18 protein-coding genes are annotated in these 16668 nt (G+C 67.6%); 13 read left to right on the top strand and 5 right to left on the bottom strand.

All coding sequences use genetic code 11. The features are described 5' to 3' along the window. Positions 1-31 precede the first annotated feature (31 nt). On the bottom strand, positions 32-1024 hold the full coding sequence (locus tag HV798_RS20870) for an LLM class flavin-dependent oxidoreductase (protein ID WP_175193775.1): 993 nt from the start codon (positions 1022-1024) through the stop codon (positions 32-34). A gap of 249 nt (positions 1025-1273) precedes the next feature. Between HV798_RS20870 and HV798_RS20865 the strand changes: the two genes are divergently transcribed. Both HV798_RS20865 and HV798_RS20860 read left to right on the top strand, forming a co-directional pair. Then, positions 1274-2077: a helix-turn-helix domain-containing protein gene (locus HV798_RS20865; protein WP_175193774.1), complete on the top strand. Its 804-nt coding sequence runs from the start codon at positions 1274-1276 to the stop codon at positions 2075-2077. Between the two features lie 112 nt (positions 2078-2189). Next, complete coding sequence (locus HV798_RS20860; RefSeq protein ID WP_175193773.1) at positions 2190-2546, top strand: VOC family protein; 357 nt, start codon at positions 2190-2192, stop codon at positions 2544-2546. Here the strand turns inward: HV798_RS20860 and HV798_RS20855 are convergent. Then, positions 2541-2993 (bottom strand): helix-turn-helix domain-containing protein, encoded by a 453-nt coding sequence (locus tag HV798_RS20855; protein ID WP_175193772.1) that lies wholly within the window; start codon positions 2991-2993, stop codon positions 2541-2543. The genes HV798_RS20860 and HV798_RS20855 overlap by 6 nt on opposite strands. Positions 2994-3074: 81 nt before the next feature. Between HV798_RS20855 and HV798_RS20850 the strand changes: the two genes are divergently transcribed. After that, positions 3075-3569, top strand: coding sequence for a DUF2938 domain-containing protein (locus HV798_RS20850; protein WP_175193771.1), 495 nt, complete (start codon positions 3075-3077; stop codon positions 3567-3569). A 69-nt stretch (positions 3570-3638) separates the two neighbouring features. Here HV798_RS20850 and HV798_RS20845 read toward each other — a convergent pair whose 3' ends face one another. Beyond that, positions 3639-4931 (bottom strand): NCS2 family permease, encoded by a 1293-nt coding sequence (locus HV798_RS20845; RefSeq protein ID WP_175193770.1) that lies wholly within the window; start codon positions 4929-4931, stop codon positions 3639-3641. Positions 4932-5038: 107 nt separating this feature from the next. Between HV798_RS20845 and tsaD the strand changes: the two genes are divergently transcribed. Further along, positions 5039-6073: a tRNA (adenosine(37)-N6)-threonylcarbamoyltransferase complex transferase subunit TsaD gene (gene tsaD, locus HV798_RS20840; protein WP_175193769.1), complete on the top strand. Its 1035-nt coding sequence runs from the start codon at positions 5039-5041 to the stop codon at positions 6071-6073. 117 nt (positions 6074-6190) lie between these two features. Here the strand turns inward: tsaD and plsY are convergent, their stop codons facing one another. Next, entirely contained in the window at positions 6191-6832 is a 642-nt protein-coding gene (gene plsY, locus HV798_RS20835) for a glycerol-3-phosphate 1-O-acyltransferase PlsY (protein WP_025136428.1), read from the bottom strand. A 196-nt stretch (positions 6833-7028) separates the two neighbouring features. On the opposite strand from plsY, the gene surE reads away from it, so the two are divergent. From surE to rlmD, 9 genes are all read left to right on the top strand, one after another. Further along, on the top strand, positions 7029-7787 hold the full coding sequence (gene surE, locus HV798_RS20830) for a 5'/3'-nucleotidase SurE (protein ID WP_175193768.1): 759 nt from the start codon (positions 7029-7031) through the stop codon (positions 7785-7787). Further along, the gene (locus tag HV798_RS20825) at positions 7772-8596 is read left to right on the top strand and encodes a protein-L-isoaspartate(D-aspartate) O-methyltransferase (RefSeq protein ID WP_025136430.1); all 825 of its coding nucleotides are present in this window, start codon (positions 7772-7774) and stop codon (positions 8594-8596) included. Before surE ends, HV798_RS20825 begins: the two co-directional genes overlap by 16 nt. A 17-nt stretch (positions 8597-8613) precedes the next feature. Next, a complete protein-coding gene (locus HV798_RS20820) occupies positions 8614-9477 on the top strand; it encodes a peptidoglycan DD-metalloendopeptidase family protein (RefSeq protein WP_025136431.1) in 864 nt (287 codons plus the stop codon). Then, a complete protein-coding gene (locus tag HV798_RS20815; protein ID WP_025136432.1) occupies positions 9474-10253 on the top strand; it encodes a 3'-5' exonuclease in 780 nt (259 codons plus the stop codon). Before HV798_RS20820 ends, HV798_RS20815 begins: the two co-directional genes overlap by 4 nt. 159 nt (positions 10254-10412) lie before the next feature. Further along, positions 10413-11024, top strand: a complete 612-nt coding sequence (locus HV798_RS20810; protein WP_025136433.1) for a periplasmic heavy metal sensor — start codon at positions 10413-10415, stop codon at positions 11022-11024. Positions 11025-11404: 380 nt separating this feature from the next. Further along, the gene (locus HV798_RS20805; RefSeq protein WP_025136434.1) at positions 11405-12157 is read left to right on the top strand and encodes a TorF family putative porin; all 753 of its coding nucleotides are present in this window, start codon (positions 11405-11407) and stop codon (positions 12155-12157) included. Positions 12158-12312: 155 nt separating this feature from the next. Then, on the top strand, positions 12313-13215 hold the full coding sequence (locus HV798_RS20800) for a LysR substrate-binding domain-containing protein (RefSeq protein WP_175193767.1): 903 nt from the start codon (positions 12313-12315) through the stop codon (positions 13213-13215). A 156-nt stretch (positions 13216-13371) separates the two neighbouring features. Continuing rightward, the gene (locus HV798_RS20795) at positions 13372-14541 is read left to right on the top strand and encodes an MFS transporter (RefSeq protein ID WP_175193766.1); all 1170 of its coding nucleotides are present in this window, start codon (positions 13372-13374) and stop codon (positions 14539-14541) included. Between the two features lie 45 nt (positions 14542-14586). After that, entirely contained in the window at positions 14587-16167 is a 1581-nt protein-coding gene (gene rlmD, locus HV798_RS20790; protein ID WP_246289005.1) for a 23S rRNA (uracil(1939)-C(5))-methyltransferase RlmD, read from the top strand. Between the two features lie 81 nt (positions 16168-16248). Here the strand turns inward: rlmD and cueR are convergent, their stop codons facing one another. Then, positions 16249-16650, bottom strand: coding sequence for a Cu(I)-responsive transcriptional regulator (cueR, locus tag HV798_RS20785; protein WP_175193765.1), 402 nt, complete (start codon positions 16648-16650; stop codon positions 16249-16251). Positions 16651-16668: the final 18 nt, after the last annotated feature.

Here is a 16668-nt window from a genome sequence, read left to right as displayed (position 1 = left end):
GCGGGGACCGGTCGCGTCGCAATGGTTGGCGTCAGGCTTTGATCGACGCGACGATCTCGAACGAACGCAGGCGGTCGGCAATATCGTAGAAGTCGGACACGATCATGACTTCATCGGCTTCGGTTTCGGCGACCAGGGCTTCGAGCCTGCGCTTGACGGTGTCGGGGCCGCCCACGATGGCCGCGCCCAGACGTTGATTGACCGCCTCGCGCTCCCATTCGTTCCACAGCCCGTCCATGCTGTCCACCGGCGGCTGCAGCTGCAAGCGGTGGCCGCGCACCAGCGACAGGAACTTGAGCTGCTGCGTGGTGGCCTGGCGCCGGGCGGCTTCGTCGGTCTCGGCGGCCACCACCGGCACGCCGATCATGGCGTAGGGGCGGGCCAGCGTTTCCGACGGCTTGAACAGGTGGCGGTACAGCCGCATTGCGGCCATGCCTTCCGGCGAAAAGTGGCCGGCGAACGAGAATGGCAGGCCCAGTTCGGCGGCCAGGCGGGCGCTGAAATCGCTGGAGCCCAGCAGCCAGATGGGAATGTCCAGGCCTTCGCCGGGAATGGCGCGCACCGGTTGGCCGGGCCGCGACGCGGCCAGGAAGCCGCGCAATTCCTCGACCAGCGCCGGAAACTCCAGGCCGCTGCGCGGACCGCGGCGCAGCGCATGCTGCGTGGCGCCATCGCTGCCGGGCGCGCGGCCCAGGCCCAGGTCGATGCGGCCGGGGTACAGGGTTTCGAGCGTGCCGAACTGTTCGGCGATGATGAGCGGCGCATGGTTGGGCAGCATCACGCCGCCCGAGCCCACGCGCAGCGTCTTCGTGTGCGAAGCGATATGGCCGATCAGCACCGCCGTGGCGCTGCTGGCCACGCCGTTGATGTTGTGGTGCTCGGCCAGCCAGAAGCGCTTGTAGCCCAGGCGTTCGACGTGCTGCGCCACCGCGACGCTGTTGCGGAAGGCGTCGGCGGCATCGCGGCCTTGCACGATCGGGGCCAGGTCCAGCACCGAAAAGGGAATGCGGGCCAGGGTGCTCATGCGCGACGCTCGGCGCAGAAGGCGGAACAGGAAGAAACCATCGGATAGCGGCGCAAAGTTGACTCCATAGTCCTATATACATGGGGAGTGTATCGGCGATTTCAACCGTGTCCGCCAGCAACCATGCGGATGGGCGGGTTGATAGCGGACGTCAATGGCGGCGATTGTCCCGCCAGGCGGACAGGCAGGGCAGCCGTACCGGTATAGTGGTCACTCCCTCGTCCCTGGCGCCTTTTTCGAACACGTTTCATGAGCCGCAACCCGCGCACCGCCCCTCGCGATCAGGACCACCCGCCCGCCGTCGCCGGCCTGACCGGCACCTACCGCGAGGCCTCGCCGTCGGCCCCGTTGCGGGCGCATTTCCTTTGCGCCTGGTCGAGCGAACTGGCGGCCGGGCAGGGCGGCGATGTGGCCGTGCTGCCCGACGGCTGCGTGGATATCCTCTGGGCGGGCGGTCAGCTGAGCGTGGTCGGCCCGGATGTGGTGGCCGCCAGGCCGCAACTGGCGCCCGGCGCGCGGGTGCTGGGGTTGCGCTTTCAGCCCGGCGCCGCCCGCGGCTGGCTGGGCGTGCCGCTGTCTGAACTGGTGGGCAGCCGAGTGGGGCTGGATGCGTTGTGGGGCGACCGCCGCGCAGGCCGCCTGGCGCGGCGCCTGCAGGATGCGGCCACGCAGGATGCGCAGATGAGCGCGTTGCAGCAAGGCCTGATGCTTGAGGCGAGGGCGCAACAGGCACCCTCGGTACACGCCGCAGCGCTGTTTCGCGGCTTCGCAGCGGCGTCCGAACCGTCCGGGGGGCGCGTCGGCGGCTGGCTGGAACTCAGCGAACGCAGCCTGCGCCGCCTCAGCCTGGATCACTTTGGCTATGGACCCAAGATGCTGGAACGCATCCTGCGCTTGCAACGCTTTCTCGGCCTGTTGCGGCAAACGCCGGGCGCAGGCCTGGCCGCGCTAGCCGCAGAGGCCCGGTATGCGGATCAGGCTCACCTGAGCCGCGAAATCCAGGCGCTATGCGGCATGACGCCGTCGCAATTGCGGACGCAAGCGGGCGGCTAGCGGGGCATTGGGCGGGCGAGCGGGGCGATTGGGGCATGGCCGTTTTGTTCAAGACGCGGCGCGCCATTTCGAGGATCATCCGGGTTCCTCTCATTTTCCGCAGGAGACCCGCATGAGCGCCGCCGGCAAGAACCATCAGATCGACAACATCGAATTCAACGTCGCCGACATCGCGCGCAGCAAGCGCTTCTACGGCGATGCGTTTGGCTGGACGTTTACCGACTACGGCCCGACCTACACCGAGTTCACCGATGGCCGCCTGACCGGCGGCTTCACCACGGGCGAGCCCGTGCGCCCCGGCGGCCCGTTGGTGATTCTGTACGCCAACGACCTGGCCGATGCCCAGCGGCGCGTCGAGGCGGCGGGCGGCCGCATCAGCCGCGAAGTGTTCGGCTTTCCTGGCGGGCGCCGGTTCCAGTTCACCGACCTCGATGGCTACGAACTGGCCGTCTGGACCGCCGCGTCATAACGCCGAACGCGTTGCGGCCTTCGGCTTTGGCCTGCCTGGGGCGGCCGTTGCGTTCTGCTTCAGACGGCCTTTCGCCGCCGCCTTGAGCAAGCGCTGGAAGTTGGGGCATTGCGCGTGATTGGGGGCGGGGCACTGCGCGGCATGGCGCAGCCCCTGGCTCATCGCCCGCAGGCGCTTGATGGTGGCGTCGATGTCGTCGGCCTTGGCCAGCAGCACCTGCCTGTCGACCTGCACCACGCCGCCGGGCGACAGCATCGCCCGGATTTCCTCCAGCGACAGGCCGCCGGCCTGGCCCAGCGCGATCAGCGCCAACTGGTCCAGCACGTCCGGCGCAAAGCGCCGCCGCTGGCCGGCCGGGCTGGTTGCCGAGATCAGGCCTTGTTTCTCATAAAACCGCAGCGTGGAGGCTGCCATGCCCGTGCGCCGGGCGACTTCGGAGATGTCCATGTCTTACCCATTGACTTGAAGTTGACTTCAACTTCTATCATGCCTGCATGAGTTGGCTTCATCAACGGAAAAGGAATGGGCATGGCAGGAATGGACGAGGTTGTGAAGGTGATTCTGGTCGGCGTCGGCGCGACGGTGGTCATGGACGTGTGGTCGATGATCCAGAAGGGTCTGGGCATGCCCACGCTCAATTACGCGTTGGTCGGGCGATGGGCGGGGCATCTGCCCCGGGGCAGGTTCATGCATGCCAGCATCGGCCGGGCCGAGCCGGTCATGGGCGAAGCGCCGCTGGGCTGGGCCATTCACTACGCGGTGGGTATCGCATTCGCGGCGTTGCTGGTGGGCATTTTCGGGGTGCAATGGCTGGCGGCGCCCACCGTCTTGCCGGCCCTGCTCGTGGGCATCGTGACGGTGACGGTTCCGCTGTTCGTGATGCAACCGGCCCTGGGCGCGGGATTCGCTTCGTCGCGCACGCCGACGCCGCTGAAGAACTGCCTGCGCAGCGTGGCCACGCATGCGGTGTTCGGGCTGGGCATGTATTGGGCCGCCCTCTTGCTCAACCGCGTATGGGCCTGATCGGCGCGCCATGAAAAAGCCGCCGCGGCCCTGCGTCGGGCCGCGGCGGCTTTGATCGGCGCTACGTGCTTATTCCGGGAAGAACGCGTAGCGGAGCACGAACAGGATCGCCACCAGCCAGGTCGCCGGGTGCACGTCGCGCACGCGGCCCGTGGCCGTCTTGAGCACCACGTAGCTGATGAAACCGAAGGCGATGCCGTTGGCGATGGAGTACGTGAACGGCATGACCAGGGCGGTCAGCGCGGCCGGGGTGGCTTCGCAGACGTCGTTCCAGTCGATGTCGATCAGTTCGCGCATCATCAGGCCGGCCACGTAGAGCAGGGCGGGGGCGGTGGCGTAGGCGGGCACGGCGCCGGCCAGCGGCGAAATGAACAGCGCGGCCAGGAACAGCAGGGCCACGACCAGCGCGGTCAGGCCGGTGCGGCCGCCAGCCTGCACGCCCGAGGCGCTTTCGACGTAGGCGGTGGTGCTGCTGGTGCCCAGCATCGAGCCGGCCACGATGGCGGTGCTGTCGGCGAACAGGGCGCGGCCCAGGCGGTTGGGGCGGCCTTCGGGCATCAGGCCGGCGCGCTTGGCCACGCCGACCAGGGTGCCGGTGGCGTCGAACACCTCGACCAGCACGAACACCAGGATGACGTGCACGAAACCGGTGTGCAGCGCGCCCAGGATGTCCATCTTGAACAGCGTCGGCGCCAGGCTGGGCGGCGCGGCGAAGATGCCCTTGAACTCGTTGTGGCCCAGCGCCATGGACAGCACGGTGACCACCAGGATGCCGATCAGGATCGCGCCGCGCACGCGCAGCGCGTCCAGCGAGGCGATGATGAAAAAGCCCAGGATGGCGAACAGCGGCCCCGGCGCGGTCAGGTCGCCAAGGGTGACCTTGGTGGCGGGGTGCGCCACCACGATGCCGGCGCTGGACAGCGCGATAATGGCCAGGAACAGCCCGATGCCCGCGGCGATGGCGCTGCGCAGCGAATGCGGAATGCCCTTGACCAGCCAGACCCGGATGCCGGAGATGGTCAGGATCAGGAAGATCACGCCCGAGATGAACACGGCGCCCAGCGCCTGTTCCCAGGTGTAGCCCATGGTCTTGACGACGGTGAACGCGAAGAACGCATTCAGGCCCATGCCGGGCGCCATGCCGATCGGCCAGTTGGCGATCAGCGCCATCACCAGCGAACCCAGCGCGGCGGCCAGGCAGGTGGCCACGAACACGGCGCTGCGGTCCATGCCGGTGGACGACAGGATGTCCGGGTTCACGAAGATGATGTACGACATGGTCAGGAATGTCGTCAGGCCGGCCACGATTTCGGTTCTCGCGGTCGTGCCGTGTTCACGCAGCTTGAATAGCTTCTCCAGCATTCTTATCCCCAGGGTGCTTGCAGGCTCAGGTTGTCGGGTGAGGGCGTGGGCGCCCTCGAATATTTGTAAACGGGCGTATTTTCGCATCAGTTGTAAACTCTGCCGCCATGATTATTCTCGGCTTTGAAAGCTCCTGCGATGAAACGGGCGTCGCAGCCGTCTGTACGGAACGCGGCCTGCTCGCGCATGCCCTGCACACCCAGATCGCCATGCACCAGGAATACGGGGGCGTGGTGCCTGAACTCGCCTCCCGCGACCACATCCGGCGCGTGGTTCCGCTGACCCGCCAGGTGCTGGAAGAGGCCGGCCTGGCCATGTCCGACATCGACGCCGTGGCCTATACCGCCGGCCCGGGCCTGGCCGGCGCGCTGCTGGTGGGCGCCAGCGTGGCGCAGTCGTTCGCCTGGTCGCGCCACTTGCCCGCCATTCCCATCCATCACCTGGAAGGCCACCTGCTGTCGCCGATGCTGGCCGACCCGCGGCCCGAATTCCCCTTCGTGGCGTTGCTGGTGTCCGGCGGCCATACGCAGCTGATGCGGGTCGACGGGGTGGGGCGCTATGAACTGCTGGGCGAAACCCTGGACGATGCCGCGGGCGAGGCCTTCGACAAGTCGGCCAAGCTGATGGGCCTGGGCTACCCCGGCGGCCCCGCGCTGGCTCGATTGGCCGCCAGCGGCGACGCCAGCCGTTTCGACCTGCCGCGGCCCATGCTGCATAGCGGCGACCTGGATTTCAGCTTCAGCGGCCTGAAGACGGCCGTGCTGACCCGGGTGAAAGCGGCCGAGCAGCAGGCCGGCGCGCTGGACGACCAGACCCGCGCCGACCTGGCCGCGGCCACCCAGGCCGCCATCGTGGAAGTGCTGGCCGCCAAGTCGATTCGCGCCTTGAAGCAGACCGGACTGCGCCGGTTGGTGGTGGCAGGTGGCGTGGGCGCCAACCAGTTGCTGCGCGCCAAGCTGGCCGCGGCGCTCAAGCCCCTGAAAGCGCAGGCCTATTTCCCGCCGCTGGCGTTGTGTACCGACAACGGCGCCATGATCGCCTTCGCGGCGGCCGAACGGGTCAAGGCGGGGCTGGTGACGCTGGACCCGGATGCGCATTCGTTCACGATCCGGCCGCGCTGGGACCTGGCGGACATCGCCTGAAGCGCGCGGTGGGGAAGGCGACGGCCTGTCAGGACGGCCGGTCAGGACGGCCGGCTAGGGGCGCCTGTCAGGACGACAGGCTGGGACGCCCGCTCAGGGGCGTCCGGATGCCACGACTTACTTTTTCTTGCCGCCGCCGATGCGGCTTTCCGTGCCCTGCACCAGGCGCGTGATGTTGGCGCGGTGGCGGTAGAACAACAGCACGCCAATGACCGCCAGCGCCACGCCCAGGGCGGGCTGGGCGTACCAGGCCATGCCCGAGCCGAACACGTAATAGACCGGGGCGAAAAAGGCCGCCACCAGCGAGGCCAGCGACGAATAGCGGAAGAAGATGGCAATGATCAGCCAGGTGGCCGCCGTGGCGACCGCCAGCCAGGGCTGGATCGCGACCAGCACGCCCAGGGCAGTGGCCACGCCCTTGCCGCCCTTGAACCCCAGGAAAATCGGGTACAGATGGCCCAGGAAGGCCGCCACGACGACGGCCGCCAGCGGCCAGGGCGCAATGCCGGGCGCCAGCTTCTCGGCCAACCATACGGCGAACCAGCCCTTGGCCGCGTCACCCAGCAAGGTCAGCGCGGCGGCAGTCTTGTTGCCGGTACGCAGCACATTGGTGGCGCCCGGGTTCTTCGAACCGTAGCTGCGGGGGTCCTGCAGCCCCATGAGCTTGCTGACCACCACGGCGAAGGGCACGGAGCCGATCAGGTAGGCCAGCAGGATAAGCGCCGCGGTGAACGCCAGGGAGGGTTCGGTGATCGCCATAGGGGGTGAGTGTCCGTTGTCGTTGTGATGTTGTGGATCTTGATGGCTGCGGATTCTACCTCGCCGGCTGGCCGGGCCGGATTCGGGTTATCGATTGGGCAAAGCGGGACAGATTGGCGCGGGGCCATCCGGGCGACGCCTGCGGACGGTACAATCCAGCCGGTTCACCCGCGTTTTATTTTCTTTCGGATGCACAATGCGAATTCTGGTTTCGAACGATGATGGTTATTCGGCCCCCGGCCTCGAGGCGCTGGTAGCGGCGCTGCAGGGCCTGGGCGACCTCACCGTCGTCGCGCCCGAGACCAACCACAGCGGCGCGTCCAATTCCCTGACGCTGAACCGTCCGCTGTCGGTGCGCACGGCCTCCAACGGCTTCATCGCCGTCAATGGCACCCCGTCCGACTGCGTCCACGTGGCCCTGACCGGCCTGATGGACACCCGCCCCGACCTGGTCGTGTCCGGCATCAACAACGGCGCCAATATGGGCGACGACACCCTCTATTCGGGCACCGTGGCCGCCGCCAGCGAAGGCTACCTGTTCGGCATCCCGTCCATCGCCTTCTCGCTGGCCGAAAAAGGCTGGGAACACATCGAATCGGCCGCCCGCGCCGCGCGTCTGGTGGTCGAACGCCAATTGGCCCAGCCCCTGGCCGCCCCAGTGCTGCTGAACGTCAACATCCCCAGCCGCCGCTTTGACGACATGCATGGCTTCCAGGTCACGCGCCTGGGCAAGCGCCATCCGTCGCAGCCAGTGGTGCGCACCACCACGCCGTACGGCGATCCGGTCTACTGGATCGGTCCGGTGGGGCAGGCCGCCGATGCCACGCCGGGTACCGACTTTCATGCGGTGGCGCAGGGCATGGTGTCGGTCACGCCCTTGCGGCTCGACCTGACCCAGCACAGCCAGCTCGACGAGATCCGGACCTGGGCGGAGCCGCTATGCGTCGACGCATAAGCCAGCCGGACGTCTCGCAGGCGGTGCCCGGGCGTCCCAGTCCGGTCCGCTACGACTCCGGCCGGCTCAGCCCGGGCGTCACGCCCGCCAACAGCAACACCCGGGTGTCGGCCGCCACCCTGCAAAGCCAAGCCAAGACGCCCACGCCCGCATCCGGCGGCAATCTCGGCCTGAATTCCGACCGCCTGCGCCAGGCCATGGTGCAGCGCCTGCGCAGCCAGGGCGCCACCGACGAACGCGTGCTCAATGCCATGGCGGCCGTGCCGCGCCACCTGTTCGTCGACGAAGCGCTGGCCAGCCGCGCCTACGAAGACGCGGCGCTGCCCATCGGCCATTCGCAAACCATATCGCAACCCTGGGTGGTGGCCCGCATGATCGCCGCCATCTGCGAAGACCGCACGCCCACCCGCGTGCTGGAAGTCGGTGCCGGCTGCGGCTATCAGGCCGCGGTGCTGGCGCAGTTCGTGCGCGAGGTCCATTCGATCGAACGCATCCGCGGACTCTACGAGCTGGCGCGCGAGCATCTGCGCGCCTTGCGGCTCACCACGCGCATCCGCCTGATCTACGGCGACGGCATGCTGGGCCTGCCCGGCGTGGCGCCGTTCGATGCTATCGTTGTGGCTGCCGCTGGCCTGACCATCCCGCAAGCGTTGCTCTCGCAGCTCGCGCCGGGTGGTCGTCTGATCGCTCCCGAAGGGGGCTCGAACCAGCGCCTGGTGCTCATCGAACGCACCGGCGCGGCCAGCTGGAAACGTACTGAATTAGAGGCCGTGCGCTTTGTGCCGCTACGTGCCGGAATACAATCTTGAGCAAACAGGAGAAACGTATGCTCAACGGGCAGTTGCAACTGACCGATCTGACCATGGGCGTGTCCATGACGCGCCTGCGCCGCCCGATTTTCGTGGCCGGTGTTCTCAGCCTGGCCATCCTGGCCGGCTGCGCATCAAAAGGTACTCGCGCCCCGGTCGTCGACCTTGCCGGCGGCCAGCCGTCCGCCTCGGCGCAACCCGGCGGCAGCTATGTCGTCAAGCCGGGCGACACCCTCTACAAGATCGCCCGCGCCAACAACGTGGACATCGAAAGCGTCAAGCGCTGGAACAACCTCAGCGACCCCAACCAGATTTCGGTTGGGCAGGTGCTGAAGATGTCCGGCGGTTCGGGCGGCGTGGCGCAACCCGCGCCCATCGCCAGCGCCAAGGCGCAGCCGCGTCCGCTGGACCAGCCGGCCGATACGTCCGGCACCGCCGTGGCCTCGTTGCCGCCGCCCACGCCGGCCGCCACCACGCCCACTGAAACCAAGCCTGTTGCACGCGCGGCCGATGCCAGCGTCATCAACTGGGCCTGGCCGGCCGGCGGCCAGATCATGCAGGGCTTCAACAACAACAGCAAAGGCATCGACATCGCCGGCGCGCTGGGCGACCCGGTCACCGCTGCGGCGGATGGCAAGGTCATGTACAGCGGCAACGGCGTGCGCGGCCTGGGCAACCTGATCATCGTGAACCACCAGAACGGCTTCATCACGGCCTATGCGCACAACCGCACGCTGCTCGTGAAGACCGGCCAGGACGTCAAGCGTGGCGCCAAGATTGCCGAAATCGGCCAAAGCGACACCACGTCGCCGCGCCTGCATTTCGAGATCCGCCGCCAAGGCACGCCCGTGGACCCGATGCAGTACCTGCCCACCAAATGACGCCCACCCTGGTTTTCGACCTTGAAACCATTCCCGATGCGGATGGCCTGCGCAAGCTGAACGGCTGGGGTGCCGACGTGCCCGACCAGGAAGTCGTCGAACGCGCGCTCACGGCCCGCCGTGAAGCCGTGGGCCACGACTTCCTGCCGCTGCATCTGCACAAGGTCGCGGTGGTGGGCTGCGTGTTTCGCGACGACCAGGGCTTTCGCGTCAAGACGCTGGGCCAGGCCGACGACCCCGAAGCCGCCTTGCTGGCGGGCTTTTTCAAGACCATCGAACGCTACACGCCCAAGCTGGTCAGCTGGAACGGCTCGGGCTTTGACCTGCCGGTGCTGCACTACCGCAGCCTGATCCAGGGCGTACCCGCGCCGCGCTACTGGGACATGGGCGAAGAAGACCGCGATTTCAAGTTCAACAACTACATCTCGCGCTATCACAATCGCCACCTGGACCTGATGGACGTGCTGGCCAAGTACAACGGCCGCGCCAACGCGCCGCTCGACGAACTGGCCAAGCTGTGCGGCTTTCCCGGCAAGCTGGGCATGGACGGCAGCAAGGTCTGGGAAGCCTGGAGCAGCGGCCGCGCCGACGAAGTGCGCGCCTATTGCGAAACCGACGTGGTCAACACCTGGCTGGTGTATTGCCGCTTTCGTTTCCTGCGCGGCGAGCTGGACCGCACCGCCTACGACGCCGAAATCGCGCTGGTGCGCGACACGCTGTCGGCCAGCGATGCGCCGCACTGGAAGGAATACCTGGCGGCATGGGACGCCAGCTGAATTGCACGCTTTCGCGCTGCACGACAACGGAGCCTTCGGGCTCCGTTTGCACGTCTGGACAGACGCAATCGACTGAAACATAGCTTGCGCAGGCGAAACCCGGATGAAACCGGGCGGATCGCACAATGGCCTCGCTTTCTTCACTTTCAGGAGACCTACATGTCCCGATTCGCTATCCGCTCCAACTTGGCTGCTCTGGCCATGGTCGCCGCCTCGGGCGGTTTGCTGGCCGGCACCGTGATGGCGGCTCCGCCTGCCGATGGCGGGCCCGCTGCGATGCACGAAGGCCGCCACGGTGGCGGTTTCCACAAGGGCATGCGCGACGGCCTGTGGATCCCGGGCCTGGGCCCCGTGTCCAAGGCGCAGGTTGACCAGCTCAAGCTGGACGACAAGCAGCAAGCCCTGCTCAAGACGGCGCAAGACGGCCAACGCGGCCTGCGCGATGCCATGCGCACGTCGGGCGGCCAACGCCACGACCTGCTCAAGGCGCAGCTGGACGCCGGCAAGCTCGACCCGCATGCCCTGGTCGACCAGACCGACAAGTCGCGCGAACAATTCGGTTCGCAGGCCAAGCAGGTGCGCGACCAATGGCTGGCCGTGTGGGATAGCCTGAACGACGCCCAGCGCGCCCAGGTGACCCAGCTGGTCAAGGAACGCCAGGCCAAGATGCAGGAACGCCATGCCAAGATGGAAGGCCGTCATGGCAAGGGCCCGGCCAACGCCCCGGGCGCGGTGCCCCCGCCGCCGCCGGCGCCTCCTGCTGCCAACTAAGCAGCCAACCCGGCGCTGCTGACACCACCCCCGCCGCGCTCGCCGCCGGGTGCACAGCGCCCGACCATCCTCTGAACGAGGATGCGCTTCCCACCCCCGGCCTGCCGAGCGCATGCCGGGGTTTCTTTTTGCCCGCGTGTTGGCCTGGCCCGCAGGCCCCACTTTGATGCACCGCTGCCTGCGTGCGCGCCACGACGCACCAGGGCGGTGCGCGCGCCATGCGCTTTCAGCGCGCCGCCAGCCTTTCGACACGCAATTGAAACCTGGCACGGACCTTGCTTGAAGGAAAGAGACCCGGTTACCCGCCGTTGCAAGACCGGTCTGACGGATGCGTCTCTGGCCATCCTCCTCCTCGTTAAATCCGATCAGGACACCGCACCATGAAGAAGACGTTGCTAGCCTTGCCCGCTGTGCTTGCCGCTTGTTTTGCTGCGACGGCGCAGGCCGAACCTACCGACCTGGGCGGCGGTTTTTCGCTCAGCGGCAATGCCACGATCGCCAGCGACTACCGTTTCCGCGGCTATTCGCAGACGGACTTCCGTCCGGCCGCGCAACTGGGCATCGACCTGACCCACAGTTCCGGCTTCTACCTGGGCAACTGGAACTCGAATGTGTCCAACTTCGTCTTCACCGACGGCAACCTGGAAATGGACTTCTACGGTGGCTGGAAGGGCGACGTGGGCGGGGGCTTCACGCTGGATGCCGGCGTGCTGCACTACTACTACCCGGGTTCCAGCTCGCCCAAGGGCGGCAACTACAACAACACCGACCTGTACCTGGCCGGTACCTACGCCAACTACACCCTCAAGTACTCGTACACGCCCAGCGACTTTTTCAGCACGCCGGACAGCAAGGGCACCTGGTATCTGGACGGCACCGCCAACTTCGACCTGGGCGACGGCTGGGGCCTGGTCGGCCACGTCGGCTACCAGAAGCTGAAGAACCAGGTGAACATGGACGGCGATTCCATCAGCGGCTACGTCGACTACAAGCTGGGCGTCACCAAGGACCTGAAGGGCTGGGTGCTGGGCCTGGCGGCGGTGGGCGCCAGCAAGGACAACTGGCTGCCGACCAAGTACGGCCATCCGTCGGGCCGCCTGGGGGCGGTGTTCTCGGTGTCGCGCTCGTTCTGATTTCCCATCTATCCGTGGCGGCGCCCTGACCGGCGCCGGCTTTGGGGGGCTTGATGGAGACTGCCTGTCGGGCCGTCTCCGGCAAGTCCCCCTTTTTTATGGCGAACGGATAAAAAATATACTGTCGAGGTGCCAATAAGACGTTTGTCATCTCAATGATCGAAACCCGCCTGCTACGCCAATTCATCGCGGTTGCCGAGGAACTGCACTTCAACCGCGCGGCAGAGCGCCTGCACATGGCGCAGCCGCCGCTCAGCCAGGCGATACGCCGGCTGGAAGCCGAGATCGGCGCGCCGCTGTTCGAACGCAACAATCGCAGCGTGGCATTGACGCCCGCGGGCAGTGCTTTCCTGGACAGCGCGCGGCGTACGCTGGCGTCGCTGGAAGAGGGCGTCGCCCATACCCGCCGGGTGTCGCAAGGCATCGACGGGCACCTGACGCTGACCTTCATCAACATCACGCCGTACGAAACGCTGCTGCGCGCCTTGCGCGATTTCCGCACGGCGGCGCCGGCCGTGGCGTTCACCTTGCGCGAGGCGTCCACGCGCGAGCAGGTGGCGGCCCTGGAAAGCGGCGCGGCCGACGTCGGCTTCCTGCGCACCCCGGGTACCACTACGCTGGATTTGAGCTTCCACACGATCCTGCGTGAACCGATTGCGGTGGCGCTGCCGGCGGGCCATCCGCTGTGCGGCCACGCGCAGGTCGCGTTGGCGGACCTGGCCGACGAGGCCTTCGTGGCGTCGCCGCGGGCGTTGGGGCAGGGCTTTCATGACCAACTGGTGCAGCTCTGCCAGACAGCGGATTTTGCGCCCCGGGTGGTGCAGCATGGCCGCCAATTGCAGACCCTGGTGGCGCTGGTCGCCGCGGGCTTCGGTGTGGCCTTGTTGCCGGCCTCGCTGGCTTTGCCGGGTCGTAGCGACATCGTGTTCAAGCGGCTGGCCGCGGATGCGCCGGCCGACCTGCTGCATCTGGACTTGCTGATGGCGTGGAATCACGCACGCATGTCGCCAGTGCGGGACCGCTTCGTCGAGGCGGTGCGAGACGCCATGCCGCTTTGAGATCGGGGCAGGGTGTGCTTCGGCCGGGCAGATAGCCAGGTCGGGGTAAGACGTAAAAGGTCTTATCGAGCGATAAATAAGATATTTTACGAACCAAGCGGCCATCCCTAAGCTGCCAGGCATTGCTCACCACCGGGCTTTTGCCCTGGATCCGCCATGCCGGTCGCCGTCTATGTCTTTTCCCTTTGCACCTTTGCCTTCGGCCTGTCCGAATTCGTGGTGGCTGGCCTGGTGTCGGCCATGGCCGACGATCTGCACGCCCGCGTCGAGGCGGTCGGCACGGCGATTGCCGCCTACGCTTTTGGCGCCGCCATCGGCGCGCCTTTCCTGACGGCCCTGGCCGCGCGCTGGCAAGACCGCCGCACCCTGGGCCTGGCGATGGCCGTCTTGACGGCTGGCAGCGTCATCATCAGCCTGTCGTCCACCTTGGCCGGCCTGCTGGCCATGCGTTTCGTGGTGGGCCTGGCGCACGGCGTCTTCATGGCGGTGGCCTCGGATGCCGCCACGCGCCTGGCGGGGCCGGCGCGGGCGGGCAGGGCGCTCTCGGTGGTATGGCTGGGCCTGACGCTTGCGCTGGCGGCCGGCGTGCCGCTGGGCACCTACCTGGGCAGCGTGTGGTCGTGGCGGGCCGTGTTCCTGGCGATGGCGGCGTTGGGCCTGCTGGGGGCGGGCGGGCTGCTGGCGCTGATGCCCGCCCGGTCCACGGACGCCCCGGGCGCGGGCGCGGCGGCGGCATTGCGGGCCTTGGGGCATCCGCAGTTGCTGATGACGGCGGGCGTCGGCGCGCTGGTCAGCGTGGCCACGTTTTCGTTCTTCACCTTCATTTCCCCCTTTCTGCTGCAGGTGGCCGACGCGGACATCCGCTGGCTCAGCCTGGCGATGCTGCTGTTCGGCCTGTGCTCGATCGGCGGCAATCTGCTGGGCGGCTGGCTGGCCGACGCGGCCCAGCCCGACCGCAGCGCGCAGTGGGCCCTGGCGGCGCTGGCGCTGAATCTGGGGGCGCTGTATGGGCTGCGGCATGCGCCGATTGCCGTGGCCGCGCTGGCCGGCCTGCTGGGCCTGTGCTTTTTCGCCATCGTCACGCTGCTGACCCTGCGGCTCCTGACCCTGGCGCGGCGCTTTGTGCCGGCGTCCACCGCGGCCGCGGCGGGCCTGAACATCGCCTCGTTCAATCTGGGCACCGCCGTGGGCGGGGCGCTCGGCAGCGGGGTGATCGCCGCGGGCGGCCTGGCCTGGCTGCCACTGGCGGGGGCGGCGGCGGCCCTGGCGGCGGCTGTGGCCCTGCGTGGCCAGGCCGCCCGGACACCGCTACGGCAGCCGGCCTGATTCCTTTTACAATGCCGGGTTGCGTGTAAATCTGGACTGCGTGAGATGTCTGACGTTTTGAGTATCGAATCCCTGGATCTGGAAGCCCGGGGCATTGCCCGCCGCGATGGCAAAGTCATATTCGTGGAAGGCGCCTTGCCGGGCGAGCAGGTCACGGCGGTCACCGTGCGCCGCAAGCCGTCCTATGAAATCGCGCGCGTGGACGAAGTGCGCCGGCCTTCGTCGCAGCGGGTCGTGCCGCGTTGCCCCCATTTCGGCGTCTGTGGCGGCTGTGCCATGCAGCACCTGGAACCCAGCACCCAGGTGGCGATCAAGCAGCGTTCGCTGGAAGACACCTTCTGGCACGTGGGCAAGCTGCGTCCGGCACGCATCCTGGCGCCGCTGCAAGGCCCGACCTGGGGCTACCGCTACCGCGCCCGCCTGTCGGTGCGCGTGGTGCCCAAGAAAGGCGGCGTGCTGGTGGGCTTTCACGAACGCAAGAGCAGCTACGTGGCCGACATGCGCGAATGCCATGTGCTGCCGCGCCACGTCAGCGACCTGCTGATGCCGCTGCGCGCCATGATCGCGTCGATGTCCGCACCCGACCGCCTGCCGCAGGTGGAGGTGTCGCTGGGCGACGGCGTCACCGCGCTGGTGCTGCGCCATCTGCTGCCCCTGACCGACAACGACATCGCCGTGCTGCGCGCCTTTGCCGACCAGCACAACGTGCAATGGTGGCTGCAGCCCAAGGGCCCGGACACCGTGCACCCGCTGGTGCGCGAACACGGCGACGCGCTGGCCTACACCATGCCGGAATTCGGCCTGCGCATGCCGTACCGGCCCACCGACTTCACGCAGGTCAACCACGCCATCAACCGCGCCATGGTGTCGCGCGCGCTCAAGCTGCTGGACGTGCAGCCCACCGACCGCGTGGCTGACCTGTTCTGCGGGCTGGGCAACTTCACGCTGCCGCTGGCGACCCAGGCCCGCGAAGCCGTGGGCGTGGAAGGCAGCAAGGCGCTGACCGACCGGGCCTTCGATGCCGCCGCGCGCCACGGCCTGGCCGATCGCACCAGTTTCTCGACCCTGAACCTGTTCGAAGTCGACGCGCACTGGCTGCGCAGCCTGGGGTTCTTTGACCGCATGCTGATCGACCCGCCGCGCGAAGGCGCCCATGCGGTGTCGCAGGCTCTGGCGCAGTTGACGCCGGAAGAGCGGCCGCGCCGCATCGTCTACGTGTCCTGTAACCCGGCCACGCTGGCGCGCGATGCGTCCATTCTGGTGCACGAGGGCGGTTACCTGCTCAAGAGCGCGGGCGTCATCAATATGTTCCCGCACACCGGGCACGTGGAGTCCATCGCGGTGTTCGAATCGCTGGATGCCGCGGGCGTGTTGCAGGTGCAGGAAAACGCGCGCTTGCGCGCCATCCAGCAGGCGGCCGAGACGATGGCGGCGGAAGCCGAAAAGGCCGCTGCCGCCGCCGAAAAGAAGGTGGCCAAACAGGCCGCCACCGACGCGTACCATGCGCGCGTCGCGGCCGAGGCTGAAGCCGCTCAGGCTGCAGCGCCCCAAGTCGAACTGGGCCAGACCGAAATGGCCCAGACCGAAATGGCCCAGATAGAGCCCACCCGGCCGGATCAGGCCTGATGTGAAAAAGGCGGCCCTTCGGGGCCGCCTTGCTTTGTGGTCGCGCTTTTTCAAGGCCGGCCACGTCCACCGAAAACGCGGTTATCCGACCTGGCGCGGCCCGCCCAGGTTCTCCAGGATCGGGCAGTCGGGCCGGTCATCGCCATGGCAATGCTGCGCCAGGTGCTTGAGCGTGGCCGCCATGTCGCGCAGGGCGCAGGCCTTGCGTTCCAGTTCCTCGACGTGTTCCAGCGCAATGCGTTTTACGTCGGCGCTGGCGCGGCTGCGGTCTTTCCATAGCGCCAGCAGCCCGTTCATCTGCTCGACCGAGAACCCCAGGTCGCGCGCCCGGCGCACGAAGCGCAGCGTGTGCAGGTCGTTCTCGCTGTAGACGCGGTAGCCCGAATCCTTGCGCAGCGCCGGGCCGATCAGGCCGATGCTCTCGTAGTAGCGGATCATCTTGGCCGAGATGCCCGACGCTTGCGCGGCTTGTCCGATATTCATGAGATGGCCTCCTTCAAG

This window comes from Achromobacter deleyi, from assembly GCF_902859705.1.
GTDB lineage: Bacteria > Pseudomonadota > Gammaproteobacteria > Burkholderiales > Burkholderiaceae_B > Achromobacter > Achromobacter deleyi.
This window is presented reverse-complemented; position numbering and strand designations above follow the sequence as displayed.